This is a genomic window from Bordetella bronchialis, assembly GCF_001676705.1.
Lineage (GTDB): Bacteria > Pseudomonadota > Gammaproteobacteria > Burkholderiales > Burkholderiaceae_B > Bordetella_C > Bordetella_C bronchialis.
Genome location: NZ_CP016170.1, coordinates 2411703 through 2426432, shown reverse-complemented (window position 1 = coordinate 2426432; position 14730 = coordinate 2411703). Strand labels below are relative to the sequence as shown.

The window sequence follows — 14730 nt, the reverse complement described above, 5'->3', positions numbered from 1 at the left end:
GCCCGTTCCCGATCCGGAGGTTGTATGCGACGTACCCTCACCCACCTGTATTCCGCCCTGCTCGCCACCGGCGCGCTGGGTATGCTGGCGCCCGCCCATGCGGCGGACACCGATTGGCCCAAGCGGCCCGTCACGGTCATCGTGGCCTCGGCCGCCGGCGGTTCGGCCGACGTACTGAGCCGCATCGTGCTCAAGCACGTGGCCGATGACACGGGCGCCAATTTCGTGATCGAGAACCGCCCCGGGGCCGCGGGCAATATCGGCATGAGCCAGGTCAAGCGCGCCGCGCCCGACGGCTACACGCTGGGCTACGGCAACATCAATACGCTGGCCGTGAATCCCTCGCTTTTCAAAAAACTGCCCTACGACGCCGCCAGGGATTTCGCGCCGGTCGGGCAGATGTTCGCGGTCTATAACCTGCTGGTGGTAAGGGGCGACTCGCCCATCCATACCGTCGACGACCTGATCGCCCAGGCCAGGCGCGAACCTGGCAAGCTGTCCTATGGCGCGGCCGGCATAGGCAGCAGCGGCCAGATGGCCGGCGAGCTCTTCAAGCAGATGGCGGGCATCGACGTCATGTTCATTCCCTACAACGGCGATCCGGCGTCGCTGTCGGACCTGGCCGGCGGCCGGCTGGACTACACCTTTACCAATGCCTCCGTCGCCTATCCGCTGGTCAAGAGCGGCAAGCTGCGCGCGCTGGCGATCACCAGCAAGGAACGCGTGGCGCTATTCCCGGACATGCCCACCTTGAACGAACTGGGGCTGAAGGGCTACGAGAACGTATCGTGGGGCGGCCTGGTGTTCCCGGCCGGCACGCCGCAGCCCATCGTCGACCGCCTGTCGCGGTCGTTGCGCAAGGTGCTGGCCAGCGATTCGCTGAAGCAGGACCTTGCCGGCGCCAGCGCGTCTCCCGGCACCCCGGGCACGCCGGCGGATTTCGCGCGCTTCATAAGCGCCGAACAGCGCAAATGGGGCGACCTGATCACCGCCGCCCATATCGAGAAACAGGATTGAGGCCGCCATGTCCCTACGCATCGCCCTGCTGGGCTTCGCCATCGAATCGAACCGCTACGCGCCGGTCTCGACGCGCGAGGATTTCGTCTCGCGCGCCTACCTGGCCGGCGACGCGCTGATGCGGGACGCGCGCAGCGCCGCGCCGCGCATGACGCCGGAGATCCCCGCCTTCGTGCGGCGCATGGACGCGACCACCGCCTGGACGGCGGTGCCCATCCTGTTCGCCAATGCGGAGTCGGGCGGCCCCGTCGAACATGGATTCTTCGCCGACACGCTGGCGCGCTTCGAGGCCGGCCTGCGCGCCGCCCTGCCCGTGGACGCCGTGTATATCTGCGAACATGGCGCGGCGATCACCACGCAGGAGGACGATCCCGACGGCCTGGTCTTCGAAACCGTGCGGCGCATCGTCGGGCCCGACGTCCCCATCGTCGCCACGGTGGACCTGCACGCCAACGTGTCGGACCGCATGGTGGACCAGGTCGACACCTTGATTTCCTATCGGCGCAACCCGCATGTGGACATGGCCGAACGCGGCGCCGAGGCGGCCGACGTGCTGCGCGAGCTGGTCGCGGGCATGCGGGTGGAAGTGGCGCACGCGCGCATGCCGGTCTGTGCGCCGCCGACGCAATTGCTGACGGCCCCGGGTACCGGCCCCTACGCCGACATGATCCAGAAGGCGGAAGCCTTGCTGGACGACCCGCGCATCGTGAACATTTCCGCCGTGGGCGGTTTCGCCTATGGCGACACGCCGAAGAACGGCCTGACCGTACTGGTCACGACCCGCGACGATGCCGGGCTGGCCGAGCGCATCGCGCTGGACCTGGTCGCGCCCGCATGGCGGGACCGCGCGGCCTTCTTTCCGCGCCTGACGCCCCTGGACGAGGCGGTGGCGCTGGCGGTGGCAACGGGCCAGGATGCCTTGCGCCCGGCCGTACTGCTGGCCGATGTGGCCGACAATCCCGGCGGCGGCGCGCGCGGCAATACGCCCTACCTGGTGCGGGCCCTGCTCAAGGCCGGCGCGCAAGGCGTCATCGTCGGCGTCATCACGGACCCGGAACTGGCCGCCGACGCGCATGCGGCCGGCGTGGGCGCATCGCTGCGCGCGCGCTTCAACCGCAGCGAAACGACACGCTATTCGGAGGCCTTCGAGACCGATGCCACGGTGCTGGCGCTGCGCGACGGCAAGGGCGTAGGCCGGCGCGGCCAGCTGGCCGGGTGCAGCTTCGACCTGGGCCCCAGCGCGCTGATCGCCGTGGACGGCCTGCGCATTGTCGTCATTACCCACCGCCACCAATGCCACGAACCGGCCTTCTTCGAGATGTTCGGCCTGGACATCGGCGCCGCGCGCACGGTTGTGGTCAAATCGCGCGGGCACTTCCGGGCGGCCTTCGACGAGTTCTTCCCGCCGGAACGGATCTATAGCGTCGATGCGCCGGGCTTGACCTCGCCCATCCTGTCGCGCTTCGACTTCCGGCGGCTGCCGCGGCCGGTGGTGCCGCTGGATCCCGATACCGAATGGACGCCCGCCGTCCGGCGGCGTCCCGCGCGCGCCCCGGGGGCCTAGTTATCCCATGGAGACACAATGAATCCGCCGAACACCGACCTGCGCGCCACGCCGCTGCTGCGCGAGCAGGACACGCCCAGCCTGGTGCTGGACGAGCGCCGCATGACGGCCAATATCCGCCGCATGCGCGAACGCGCCCAGGCACTGGGCGTACAGCTGCGGCCGCACCTGAAAACCCCCAAGTCCATCGAGGTCGCGCGCCGCGTCATGGATACGCCGGAAGGCCCGGCGACGGTATCCACGCTGCAAGAAGCCGAGCAATTCGCCCAGGCGGGCGTGCGCGACATCCTGTATGCCGTGGGCATCGCGCCCAACAAACTGGACCGCGTGGTGGCGCTGCGCCGCCAGGGCGTGGACCTGACCATCGTGGTCGACAGCGTGGAGGCCGCCCGGGCCGTGGCCGACAAGTCGCGGGCCAGCGGCCTGCGCATCCCCTGCCTCATCGAGCTGGACACGGACGGCCACCGCGCCGGCGTGGCGCCGGACCAGGGCGAACGCCTGGTGGCCATCGGCCGCGCGCTGCATGAACACGGCGCCGAACTGCGCGGCGTGATGACGCACGCGGGCGAATCCTATCAGTGCACCTCCACGCAGGCGATCGAGGCCATGGCCGAACGGGAGCGCAGCGGTGCCGTGGCCTGCGCGGAAACGCTGCGCGCCGCCGGCCTGCCCTGCCCCGTCGTCAGCGTGGGATCGACACCCACCGCGCTGTTCAGCCGCGACCTGACGGGCGTGACCGAAGTGCGCGCCGGCGTGTTCGTGTTCTTCGACCTGTTCATGGCCGGACTGGGCGTGTGCGCGCAAGAGGATATCGCGCTGAGTGTGCTGACCACCGTCATCGGCCACCAGGAAGACAAGGGCTGGATACTGGTGGACGCCGGCTGGATGGCCATGTCGCGCGACCGGGGCACGGCGAAACAGAAGGTGGACCAGTATTACGGCGTGGTGTGCGATATCGACGGCAAGCCCTATCCCGACCTGGTCATGCGCGAGACCAACCAGGAGCAAGGCATCCTGGCGCTGCGTCCGGGCAGCACCGCGACGCTGCCGGAACTGCCGCTGGGCACGATGGTGCGGGTGCTGCCCAACCACGCCTGCGCGACCGGCGCGCAGCACGACGCGTATCGGGTCATCCGGGACGACTCGGGGCGCGTGGCCGCGCAGTGGCCGCGCTTTCGCGGCTGGTAGGCGCGGGGCGGCGCACCGGCGGCGCGCCGCCGCACCACGGCGGGGCAGCGCGCGCACCATAAAGCATCGGGCCGCGGCCGGCCGGAGGCAGCCGTCGCGCGCCACGGCGTGGTTGCCGCCGGGCGAGCGCCGCGGCGCACGGTTGGCATAGGCTTTGCATGGGTATCCCTCCAGACCCCAACCGGCCTGGAGCCCCCCATGAGCGTATCCGCAGAAGCCGCACTGAACAGTCCCAAGGACATCCTGAGCAACCGCTGGACCCAATTGCTGCTTGGACTGGTCTGCATGATGGCCATTTCGAGCCCGCAGTATGTCTGGACCCTCTTCACCAAACCGCTGGCCGCCAAACTGGGCGTGCCGCTGTCCGAACTGCAGATCACCTTTTCGCTGCTGATCGTCCTGCAGACCTTTTTCTCGCCTTTCCAGGGCAGCCTGATCGACCGCTTCGGTCCGCGCAGGCTGATCGCGCTGGGCACGCTGATGTCCGGATGCAGCTGGATCCTGGCCGCCTCGGCCGGCAGCATCGGCATGCTGTACCTGACCTACGGCATCGTGGGCGGCCTGGGCACCGGCATCGTCTATGTGGGCGTGGTCGGCCTGATGGTGCGCTGGTTTCCCGACCGGCGCGGTTTTGCCGCGGGCATGGTGGCGGCCGGCTACGGCATGGGCGCCATCCTGACCACCTTTCCCATCGCCAATGCCCTGGCAGGCGCAGGCCTGGAAACCACGCTCTGGCAGTTCGGCGCGCTGTTCGCCGTGATCGGCGTGATCGCCGCCCAGGGACTGCGCTCGCCCGCGGAGCCCGAAGCCGCCGCCAGCACCGCCGCGACCGGCGCCCCCGCCGGCCTGGCGCCCCGCGAAATGCTGAAGCAGCCGCTGTTCTGGCTGATGTTCGCCATGATGACGATGATGTCGACCTCCGGCCTGATGGTGACCTCGCAGATGGCGAGCTTCGCGCGCGACTTCGGTGTCGCCGACCTGATGGTGTTCGGCATGGCCGCGCTGCCGCTGGCGCTTACCGTGGACCGCCTGACCAATGGCCTGACGCGGCCTTTCTTTGGCTGGGTCTCGGACCGGGTCGGCCGCGAGAACACCATGTTCGTGGCTTTCGCGCTGGAAGGCGTCGCCATGGCGGTCTGGCTGGCGACGCGCGAGCATCCGCTGCTGTTCGTACTGTTGTCGGGCGTCGTGTTCTTCGGCTGGGGCGAGATCTTCTCGCTGTTTCCCTCCACGCTGACGGACACCTTCGGCACGCGGCACGCCACGGCGAACTATGGCTGGCTGTATATCTCGCAAGGCATAGGGTCCATCCTGGGCGGTCCGCTGGCCGCGCTGATGCACGAGAAAACCGCCAGCTGGCATCCCGTCTTCTACTCCGCCATTACGCTGGACATCGTCGCGGCCCTGCTGGCCATCGCGGTGCTCAAGCCCGCGCGCAGGAAATACCTGGCGCGCTGATCCGCCCCGGATGGCGGCATGCCCTGGCCTACAATGCCCGCGACGATGGCGAAGCGGCAGGCGGGGGCATGGAAGACGACACGCGGCACGAAGACGGGCGGGCACGGGCAGCGCCCTGGCCGCTTCGCGATGCGCCGGCGGACCTGCGCATATGGCGCCTGGACCTGTCCCTGCGCCATCCCCTGCCCGACGCCGATATGGCGCTGCTGGACGCCGCCGAGCGCGCGCGGCTGGACCGTTTCCAGCGCCATGAGGACAAGGTGCGCTTCGGCGCCACGCGGGCGGCCCTCAAGCGCCTGCTCGCCGCGGCCGCCACGCGCGCCGCGCGGCCCGATCCCGCCGCCGTCCGGCTGGCGCTGACGGGCGCCGGACGCCCGGTCTGGCCGGGCTCGGGCCTGCATTTCAATGTGGCGCATTCGGGCGCGCTGGCGCTGATCGCCCTCTCGCCCCGCCGCCCCGTGGGCATAGACGTGGAACTGCGCCAGGAAGTGGACGTCGACGCCCTGGCGGCCATCGTGCTGACGCCGCGCGAGCGCGATGTGCTGGCGCGCCTGCCTGCCCCGCGACGGGGCGGCGCCTTCCATGACTATTGGGTGTGCAAGGAAGCCGCACTGAAGGCAACGGGCCAGGGCATCGCCGACGCGCTGCAGCGCATCGAGGTCCTGCCCGACGGACGGCACGCGGACGCGCGCCGCATCGCCTGCGACGATAACGAGCTGGCCGAAGGCGCGCTGCTGCGCGCGCTGGCGCTGCGCCTGCTGCCCCTGGCGGACGGCTACGCCGGCGCGGTGGCCTGGGGCCCGGACGCCGGCGCGGCCTGAGCCGGGGGGCCTTCCGACAGCTGGCCGCTCTCCATGCGCAGAATGCGGTCGGCGACGTCGAAATAGCGGTCGTCGTGCGAGATCACCAGCACCGTCTTGCCGCGCGCTTTCAGCTCGGGCAGCAGCTCCAGGTAGAAAACGCGCTTGAAGACCGGATCCTGGTCCGCGGCCCATTCGTCGAACACCACGATGGGCCGGTCTTCCAGATAAGCGGCCACCAGCGCCAGACGCTTGCGCTGCCCCTGCGACAAGGCCCGCGTATCGAAGGCGCCGTCGCGCACCCGCACTTTGTGCTGCAGGTGCAGGCGCGCCAGCCAGCCGTTGGCCTCGCGGTCCAGCGTGTCGCGCGGCGTCTCCAGCAGGCGGTCGAACAAGTGGAAGTCCGCGAAGATGGCGGTGTAGGCCTGCCGGTAGCGGTCGCGGCTGCTGTCGTCCACGGCCACGCCGTCGTACAGGATCTGGCCGCCTTCCGGCCGGTACAGCCCCACCAGCAGCTTGGCCAGGGTGGTCTTGCCGCTGCCGTTGCCGCCGACCAGGAACACGATTTGGCCGGGCTCCAGCACCAGGTCTATGGGGCCCATTGCGAACAGGTAATCGCTTTGCTCGTTGTAGTAGCGATGCGTGACGCCGCGCAGCGCCACGCGCGCGGCGGCCACCTTGCAGTCCTCGGGGGCAGGCGGTTCGGTGGCCGACAGCTGGCCGGTCAGTTCGGCGATGCGCCGCGCCGCCACCTTGGCCAGGTTGGCGCGGGGGATGTTCAGCAACAGGGCCTCCAGCGGGGCCACCATATACAGGAACAACAGCGCGAAACCCGTCATGACGCGCTGCTGCGCGGCTTCGCCGGCCGCCAGCACGAACAGCACCAGGCCGATGAAGGCATAGATCAGGAAGCTGCTCCAGGCGGCCGACACCACGAAAATCGACATGCCGCGCGTACGCGCGCGGCGCACGGCCTCGATGGCGGCGTTCAGCATCCCGCTCAGGAAGGCGCGGCGCTTGCCGGCGTTCAGGCGCAGCTCCTTGGCGCCGCCGCCGATGGCGCGGAAGTGGCCGAACAAGGCATCCTGGTGGCCGGCGGCGGCGTCCAGGTGGCGGATGGCGCGCAGGTGCGCCAGGTGATAGCCCAGCGAGCCCAGCCCCACGACAAGCAGGGCGGCAAGGAAAACCCGCCAGGACAGCATGGCCATGTAGACCAGGCACCCGGCCACGATCACGGTATTCGTCAGGATGGCGGGCAGGCTGACGAAGTACTGCGCCACGTTGGTGCTGTGCTCGGTCAGCGCGGATTGCAGCCGGTCCGCGCCCACGCGTTCCTGCGCGGCGTAGTCGGCGTGAACGGCCCGTTCGGCGATGTGGCGCCGCAAGTCCGCATGGGCGCGCTGGCTCAGGCGCTCGAACAGCAGCGCGGACAGCATGCGGAAAACCATGACGCACAAGGCCGTGGCGGCGAAGCGCCACGCCAGGTGCATGCGGTCGGCCGCCGGTTCCGTCAACGCGATGTTGATCTGGGCCACCAGCAGGACGCTGGCCGCCCCCGCCGCGATACTGGCCAGCGTCGCCATGACGAGCAGGCCCCGCGTCTGTCTGACTAGCTGTTTGATCAATGCGGGCATCGGCTCACAGTGAAATCCATGCATTCAAGGTGACGATCCAGCGGCGGCGATGTTTAGCCCGCATACCCGCGTGCGCGGCCCCGCGGGAAATCCCTGATGAATTTCCGGCGCGCCGGTTCGTCCGCAGGGATATGCCGCTGCTCACACTCGTCCCGGCGCCGATGTGCCGTACCGCCTGATCGCCCCGCTGCTGCCCTTGTTCGGGGCCGGCCTGGGGCGCCACGCCCGCCGCGTCGTGCTGGCCCGCGGCACGCCGGCCCCCGCCGGCGGCGGCACGCTGGCCGGCGTGCTGGCCGATCCGGCCGCGCTGCGGCGCCTGCTGGACGCGCAGGCGCGGTATTTCGGCAGCGAGGACCGCGTGGCCGTGGCGGCGGTCTGGCACCTGACCTATCTGGAACGCCTGATCCCGCCGGTGGCCGCCGCGGCCAGCGTGCTGGATCGCGTGCTGCCCGTCGGCGCCGGCCAGCTGATCCCGCGATGGACGCGCGACGGGGCGGCCTGGCGCTTCGCCATCCCGGACGACGGCATGCACATGCCGGGCGCGCCGACGACGCGGCGCTATGCCACGCTGCTGGACGATCACCTGCATCCGCTGGCGGAAGCGCTGGCGCTGCACGCACGGCTGCCGCGCGCCGTCGCCTGGGGCAATGCCGCGCGCCTGCTGGACATGACGCTGTCGCGGCTGGCGCGGGCCATGCCGCACCGTCCCGCCATCCTGCTGGACCGCCAGCGCCTGCTGGAATCCGCCACGCTGCGCGGCACGGCCCCCAATCCCATGTACCGGCCCCCGCGGCATGCCCTGCGCGACGGCGGCCCCGTCACCCTGCTGCGCCGCTGCTGCCTTTACTACCGGCTGCCCGGCCACGGCTATTGCGATCTCTGCCCGCTCTCGCCCTGCAACCGGCGCCAGCCGGCGTCCTGACTAAACAGCAACCGTTCTCATTCGTCTCCCAAAGAACACGGTCCGCGCCTCGACCCCGGCAGGCCGCACCCTTTACCAGGACACGCATCGATGGACGACATACGGGACCAGGCAACACCGCCGCGGCTGGCATGGCCGGGCCCATGCGCCGCCCTTCCGTCGTTCGAGGCCATGCTGGCGGCCGCCGCCGGCGCTTTCGCGCGCCGCCCGCTCGCCCACGCTGTGGCGCTGGATGTCCCGCCGCCCTACCTGGAGCGGCTGCGCATGCAGGGCCTGCTGGACGCGGCGGCCGCCGGCGAGCCGGGCCTGTGCGCCGTGGCCTTCTACCAGTACGCGCCCGCCTGGCTGCCCGGCCGGCGCGGCGAGCCTTATCCGCTGCGCTACGCCATGACGGGCGGCCACCGCCATCCCGTCCGTCCGCCCAAGCCGGCCGGCGTGGTCTACCGCCGCCACATTCCCTGGCTGGACGCCACGCTGTCGCTGCGCGTGGCCAGCGCCGAGCTGGACGCCGCGCGGCTGAACCGCTGGATGAACGACCCGCACGTCGCCGCCTTCTGGCAGGAGGAAGGCGACCTGGACAAACATCGCGAGTACCTGCGCCGCGGCGCCGGGGACCCGCACCTGCTGGCCTTGATCGCCTGCCTGGACAACGTGCCCTTCGGCTACTTCGAGGCCTATTGGGCCAAGGAGGACCGCATCGCGCCCTTCTGCGACGCGCGGGACTACGACCGCGGCTGGCATGTGCTGATCGGCGAGCCCGCCTATCGCGGCGGCCGCTACGTGGCCGCCTGGCTGCCCTCGATTTCGCACTACCTGTTCCTGGACGACCCGCGCACCCAGCGCATCGTCATCGAGCCGCGCATCGACAACGCCCGCATGCTGCGCAACCTGGCCCGCAGCGGCTATGCCCTGGAGAAAGCCTTCGATTTCCCGCACAAGCGGGCGATGCTGGGGACGCTGTCGCGCGAGCGTTTCTTCGCGGAACGCTTCTGGATACCTAGAGGGCCGGACGGCGCATGCCTGGCCGCGCCGGCATGCTGAACGGGACGATATGCACGTACACGATCTGATCGGTATCGGTTTCGGACCCTCGAACATCGCCCTGGCCATCGCGCTGGAAGAGCGCCATGGCCGCGGCTCGCCCACCGGGCCGCTGTTCATCGAGAAGCAGCCCTGCTTCGCCTGGCATCCCGACATGATGCTGGACGGCGCGCATATGCAGATCTCCTTCCTGAAGGACCTGGTGACGCTGCGCAATCCGGCCAGCCGCTATTCCTTCCTGAACTACCTGCACAGCAAGGGACGCCTGCAGGACTTCATCAACCTGAAGACGTTTTTTCCCAGCCGCCAGGAATTCAACGACTACCTGGCCTGGGCGGCGGGCCACTTCGACGATTGCTGCGCCTATGGCGAACAGGTGCTGGAGGTTCAGCCGGAACCGGCGGGCGGCGTCGTCGAACTGCTGCGCGTGCGCTCGCGCGGCGCCGACGGCGGCCTGCGCGAACGGCTGGCGCGCAATCTGGTGGTCAGCGTGGGCGGACGGCCGCGGATTCCGGATGTCTTCGCATCCTGCATGGACGATAGCCGCGTCTTCCACACCAGCGGCTACCTGTCCGCGCTGTCGCGGCAGCCGCGCCTGGACCGCATCGCCGTGATCGGCGCGGGCCAGAGCGCGGCCGAGATCTTCATGCATCTGCACGGACATCCCGCCCGCCCGCGCGTGGACCTGCTGGTACGCGGGCACACCATACGCCCGTCGGACGACAGTCCCTTCGTCAACGAGGTCTTCAACGCGGCGCATACGGATTACCTGTATGCGCGGCCCGACGCGGAACGTGCCGCCCTGCTCGCGCAGACGCGGCATACCAACTACTCGGCGCCGGACGTGGACCTGATCGAACGCATCTACGACGTGCTGTACCAGCAGAAAGTCCGCGGCGAACCGCGCCACCGGCTGCTGCGGCGCCGCGAGGTGGAAGCCGTGCGCACGGCCGAGGCCGGCGTGGCGCTGTCGGTGCGGGAGCGCGACGCCGGCACGCTGGACACGCTGCACTACGACGCGGTAGTGCTGGCCACCGGCTACGAACGCGACCAGCATCGCAGCCTGCTGGCGCCGCTGGACGACTACCTGGACAGCTACGAACCGGACCGGCATTACCGGCTGCGCGCCGACGAACGCCTGCGTCCCGCGATCTACGTGCAGGGCGGCAGCGAGGCCACGCACGGCATCAGCGACAGCCTGCTGTCCATCCTGGCGATCCGCTCCTGGGAAATCGGCGCGGCGCTGAAGCGGCCCGAGACGGCCGCCGGTCCCCAGGCGGCACGCGCCGCCCTGGCCTCCTGAACCGTTGCGCGAGGTGCATACCATGGCTTACATCCACACGGCGACGCCAACGGAAACCGAACTGGCCAGGCGCCACGATGCCTTGTCGCGGCCCTATGAATTGACGGACAACGCACTGCTGCGCTACCAGGCCGGCCGCGAATCCAACGCGCGCAGCTATCCGCGGCGCCTGCCCCTGGCGCTGCGCCGCGCCAAGGGCATCTACGTGGAAGACGTGGACGGACGCGTCTTCATCGATTGCCTGGCCGGCGCCGGCGCGCTGGCCCTGGGCCACAACCATCCCGCCGTGCTGGAGGCGATCCAGGCGGCGCTGCGCGACGACGCGCCCATGCTGACGCTGGACCTGACCACGCCGGCCAAGGACCGCTTCATGCGCGACCTGTTCGACATGCTGCCGGCCGGTTTCGCGCGCGATGCGCGCGTGCAGTTCTGCGGCCCGGCCGGCACGGACGCCGTGGAAGCCGCCATGAAGCTGGTCAAGAGCGCGACGGGACGCGGCGATATCCTGGCCTTCCAGGGCGCTTATCACGGCATGACGCACGGCGCGCTGCAGCTGATGGGGAATCTGCAGCCCAAGCGCTCGCTGAACGCGCCGCTGGCCGGGGTGCAATTCCTGCCCTATCCCTACGACTACCGCTGCCCCTTCGGCCTGCGCGGCGATGCCGGCGTGCGCGCGGGACTGAATTACATCGCATCGGTGCTGCGCGACCCCGAGGGCGGCGTGCCGCGGCCGGCCGGCATGATCCTGGAGGCCATCCAGGGCGAAGGCGGCGTGATCCCGGCGCCGCTACCGTGGCTGCGCGGCATCCGCGAGCTGACGCGGGACGCCGGCGTGCCGCTTATCGCCGACGAGATCCAGAGCGGCTTCTGCCGCACCGGCAAGGCGTTCGCGTTCGAGCATGCGGATATCGCGCCCGATGCGGTCGTCCTGTCCAAGGCGGTGGGCGGCGGCCTGCCCTTGGCCGTCGTGGTGTATCGCCCCGAACTGGATCGCTGGACGGGCGGCACGCATGCCGGCACCTTCCGCGGCAACCAGCTGGCGATGGCGGCGGGCTCGGCCACCATGCGGCGCCTGCGCGAAGACGGCCTGGCCGAGCATGCGGCGGCGATGGGATTGCGCCTGCAGGGCTTGCTGCGGCAGTTGCAAGGCGCCCTTCCCCAAGTGGGCGACGTGCGCGGGCGCGGCCTGATGCTGGGCGTGGAGCTGGTACAGCCGGGCGCGGCGGCCGTGCCCGACGCGCATGGCCTGGCCGCCCATCCCGCGCTGGCCGGCGCCGTGCAGGGCGAATGCCTGCGCCGCGGCCTGATCGTCGAACTGGGCGGCCGCCACGGCAGCGTGGTGCGCTTCCTGCCGCCCCTGATCATCACCGAAGCCCAGATAGACCGGGTTTTCGAAATCTTTGCCCTTTCCGTGCGCGCGGCGCTGTCGGCCATGCCGCACGGAAAGGAATCGCCGGCACCGGCGCATATCGCCGCCGGTCCGCCGGCGCTCGCCTCCGCGGTCTGAAGCCGGCAAGGCCGGCTTCCAAGCCCAAGGGGATTTCAATCAAGACCACTCATGAAAAACCAAAACAACACGCTGCCAACCGGGGTTCTTTCCTGCTCACTGCGACGGCCCTTGCTTAGTACGCCCCTGATACTCGGACTGACCCTGGCGGGCGGTGCGCAGGCCCAGCAGACACCGCAGACACCGCAGACACAACAAACGCAGCAGACGACGCAGCAGACGCAGCAGACGCAGCAAGCGCAGCCAGGGCCCGGCACCGCCACCCTGCCCACCGTCAACGTGACGGGCACCGCGCAGGATCCGGTCACGGGACCGGCCAGCGGCTACGTCGCCACCGATACGCTGACGGGCTCCAAGACCGACACGCCGCTACGCGAGATCCCGCAATCCATCTCGGTGGTGACGCAGCAGGAAATGCGCGACCGCAATGACCTGAGCGTCGCGCAGGCGGTGCAGTACGTGCCGGGCGTGCAGGTCAACAACTTCGGCAGCAACGATGTCCGCAACGACTGGATCGTGCTGCGCGGCTTCGACGCCAAGCTCAGCGGCGACTACCGCGACAACCTGAGCCAGATGCCCTATGACCAGATACGCATGCGCATGGACCCGTATGCGCTGGAACGCATCGACGTGATCCGCGGTCCGTCGTCCGTGCTGTACGGGCAGGTGGCGCCCGGCGGCATCGTCAATCGCGTCACCAAGCGGCCGACCGCGGAGGCCTTCGGCGACGTGGGCATACAGTTCGGCAGCTGGGATCGCAAGCAGGCGCAGTTCGACCTGGGCGGCCCCATCGACAAGGACGGCAAGTACCTGTACCGCCTGACCGGCATCTGGCGCGACGCCGGCACGCAGGACAAATACGATGCGGGGCACCGCTATCCGGACGACCTGGGCTATATCGCGCCGGCCTTTACCTGGCGGCCCGACGCCGATACGTCCTTCACGCTCCTGACCAATTGGCAGCACGATCGCACCGGGGGCGAATCGCGGCCGGTCTATCCCACGCACACGCTGGTGGGCGACTACGACTTCAACAAGTACGACCGCGAGCAATACTCGATCGGATACCAGTTCTCCCACCGCTTCAACTCGGCCTTCACGGTGCGCCAGAACGCGCGCTACCAGAAAGGCTGGCTGGACCAGCGCGACCTGTATGCGCTGCGCATGCTGCCCGACGGCCATACCATCAGCCGCTACGCCCTGGTGTCCAAGGAAAGCGCCGACAGCTTCGTCATCGACAACCAGGCGGAATTCAAATTCCAGACCGGGCCGGCGGAACACGTGCTGCTGGCGGGCGTCGATTACCAATTCCTGGACGGACAACAGCACTACCGCCAGGGCACGGCGCCGACGCTGGACCTGGACAACCCGAAGTACGGGCTGGACATCCCCTATCCCTCCGAGGCCGGCACCATCATCGACCTGAAGCAGATCAACCGGCAGTTGGGCGTGTACCTGCAGGACCAGATCAAGCTGGACAAGAAATGGGTGCTGACGCTGGGCGGCCGCCAGGACTGGGCCCGCAGCGACAGCAACGACCGCCTGGCCGGGGACACCACCCGGCAGAACGACGACGACTTCACGACCCGCGCCGGCCTGGCTTACCTGTTCGACAACGGCATCACGCCTTACGTGAGCTACAGCACGTCCTTCCTGCCGCAGGCAGGCGCCACCAAGGACGGCACGCCCTTCAAGCCCACCAAGGGACAGCAGTACGAAGTGGGCGTCAAGTACCAGCCGCCGGGCGGCAACAGCTATGTCGCCGTGTCCGTGTACGACCTGACGCAGACCAATGTGCTGACCATCGACCCCACCGATATCGCCTTCAGCGTGCAGACCGGCAAGGTCCGGGCGCGCGGCGTAGAGCTGGAAGGCAAGGCCAACCTGACGCGCAACCTGGATGTGCTGGCGTCATATACCTTCAACGATATCCGGGTCAAGCGCAGCAACAATCCGGCCGAGGAAGGCAACATGCCCATCGTCACGCCGGAGCACATGGCCTCGGCGTGGCTGAACTACACGCTGCCGTCCGGGCTGCTGCGCGGGTTGGGCATGGGCGCGGGCGTGCGCTACATCGGCAAGACCTATGCCGACGTGGCCAACACCATCACCAACGACGACGCGGTGCTGTTCGATGCGGGCCTGCACTACGAAATCCGCGGATGGCGCCTGGGCCTGAACGTGATCAACCTGTTCAACAAGGAGACCGTGGTATGCCGCAACACGACGCTGAACTGCCGCTATGGACAGGAACGCACCTTCGTCGGCACCCTGTCGTACAGCTGGTAGCCTGAAC

General features: G+C 69.3%; 11 protein-coding genes. 10 read left to right on the top strand and 1 reads right to left on the bottom strand.

Features of this window, described 5'->3' with window-relative positions:
- The first annotated feature begins 24 nt into the window (after window positions 1-24).
- From BAU06_RS10775 to BAU06_RS10755, 5 genes are all read left to right on the top strand, one after another.
- Window positions 25-1017 carry a Bug family tripartite tricarboxylate transporter substrate binding protein gene (locus BAU06_RS10775; RefSeq protein WP_082993624.1) on the top strand — a complete coding sequence of 331 codons (993 nt, stop codon included), beginning with the start codon at window positions 25-27 and terminating at the stop codon, window positions 1015-1017.
- A 7-nt stretch (window positions 1018-1024) separates the two neighbouring features.
- On the top strand, window positions 1025-2581 hold the full coding sequence (locus tag BAU06_RS10770) for a M81 family metallopeptidase (protein WP_066348519.1): 1557 nt from the start codon (window positions 1025-1027) through the stop codon (window positions 2579-2581).
- An 18-nt stretch (window positions 2582-2599) separates the two neighbouring features.
- Entirely contained in the window at window positions 2600-3769 is a 1170-nt protein-coding gene (locus BAU06_RS10765) for a DSD1 family PLP-dependent enzyme (RefSeq protein ID WP_066348517.1), read from the top strand.
- Between the two features lie 198 nt (window positions 3770-3967).
- Entirely contained in the window at window positions 3968-5227 is a 1260-nt protein-coding gene (gene oxlT, locus BAU06_RS10760) for an oxalate/formate MFS antiporter (RefSeq protein WP_066348509.1), read from the top strand.
- Window positions 5228-5295: 68 nt separating this feature from the next.
- Window positions 5296-6048, top strand: coding sequence for a 4'-phosphopantetheinyl transferase family protein (locus tag BAU06_RS10755; RefSeq protein ID WP_066348506.1), 753 nt, complete (start codon window positions 5296-5298; stop codon window positions 6046-6048).
- On the opposite strand, the gene BAU06_RS10750 is transcribed toward BAU06_RS10755, so the two are convergent.
- The gene (locus tag BAU06_RS10750; protein ID WP_197509488.1) at window positions 6003-7661 is read right to left on the bottom strand and encodes a cyclic peptide export ABC transporter; all 1659 of its coding nucleotides are present in this window, start codon (window positions 7659-7661) and stop codon (window positions 6003-6005) included. The genes BAU06_RS10755 and BAU06_RS10750 overlap by 46 nt on opposite strands.
- Before the next feature lie 163 nt (window positions 7662-7824).
- Here BAU06_RS10750 and fhuF point away from each other — a divergent pair, with 163 nt between their 5' ends.
- The 5 genes from fhuF (at window position 7825) to BAU06_RS10725 (ending at window position 14723) form a co-directional block, all read left to right on the top strand.
- On the top strand, window positions 7825-8583 hold the full coding sequence (gene fhuF, locus BAU06_RS10745) for a siderophore-iron reductase FhuF (RefSeq protein WP_082988135.1): 759 nt from the start codon (window positions 7825-7827) through the stop codon (window positions 8581-8583).
- Between the two features lie 90 nt (window positions 8584-8673).
- A complete protein-coding gene (locus BAU06_RS10740; protein WP_066348503.1) occupies window positions 8674-9624 on the top strand; it encodes a GNAT family N-acetyltransferase in 951 nt (316 codons plus the stop codon).
- Between the two features lie 10 nt (window positions 9625-9634).
- On the top strand, window positions 9635-10927 hold the full coding sequence (locus BAU06_RS10735) for a lysine N(6)-hydroxylase/L-ornithine N(5)-oxygenase family protein (protein ID WP_066348500.1): 1293 nt from the start codon (window positions 9635-9637) through the stop codon (window positions 10925-10927).
- Between the two features lie 22 nt (window positions 10928-10949).
- Window positions 10950-12434: a diaminobutyrate--2-oxoglutarate transaminase gene (locus BAU06_RS10730; protein WP_082993861.1), complete on the top strand. Its 1485-nt coding sequence runs from the start codon at window positions 10950-10952 to the stop codon at window positions 12432-12434.
- A 111-nt stretch (window positions 12435-12545) separates the two neighbouring features.
- Window positions 12546-14723 carry a TonB-dependent siderophore receptor gene (locus BAU06_RS10725; RefSeq protein WP_231934047.1) on the top strand — a complete coding sequence of 726 codons (2178 nt, stop codon included), beginning with the start codon at window positions 12546-12548 and terminating at the stop codon, window positions 14721-14723.
- Window positions 14724-14730: the final 7 nt, after the last annotated feature.

Bases quoted from the DNA above. Each gene is read 5' to 3' on its own strand.
- BAU06_RS10775 (WP_082993624.1), top strand. From the start codon at position 25: ATGCGACGTACCCTCACCCACCTGTATTCCGCCCTGCTCGCCACCGGC.
- BAU06_RS10770 (WP_066348519.1), top strand. From the start codon at position 1,025: ATGTCCCTACGCATCGCCCTGCTGGGCTTCGCCATCGAATCGAACCGC.
- BAU06_RS10765 (WP_066348517.1), top strand. From the start codon at position 2,600: ATGAATCCGCCGAACACCGACCTGCGCGCCACGCCGCTGCTGCGCGAG.
- oxlT (WP_066348509.1), top strand. From the start codon at position 3,968: ATGAGCGTATCCGCAGAAGCCGCACTGAACAGTCCCAAGGACATCCTG.
- BAU06_RS10755 (WP_066348506.1), top strand. From the start codon at position 5,296: ATGGAAGACGACACGCGGCACGAAGACGGGCGGGCACGGGCAGCGCCC.
- BAU06_RS10750 (WP_197509488.1), bottom strand. From the start codon at position 7,661: ATGCCCGCATTGATCAAACAGCTAGTCAGACAGACGCGGGGCCTGCTC.
- BAU06_RS10740 (WP_066348503.1), top strand. From the start codon at position 8,674: ATGGACGACATACGGGACCAGGCAACACCGCCGCGGCTGGCATGGCCG.
- BAU06_RS10735 (WP_066348500.1), top strand. From the start codon at position 9,635: ATGCACGTACACGATCTGATCGGTATCGGTTTCGGACCCTCGAACATC.
- BAU06_RS10730 (WP_082993861.1), top strand. From the start codon at position 10,950: ATGGCTTACATCCACACGGCGACGCCAACGGAAACCGAACTGGCCAGG.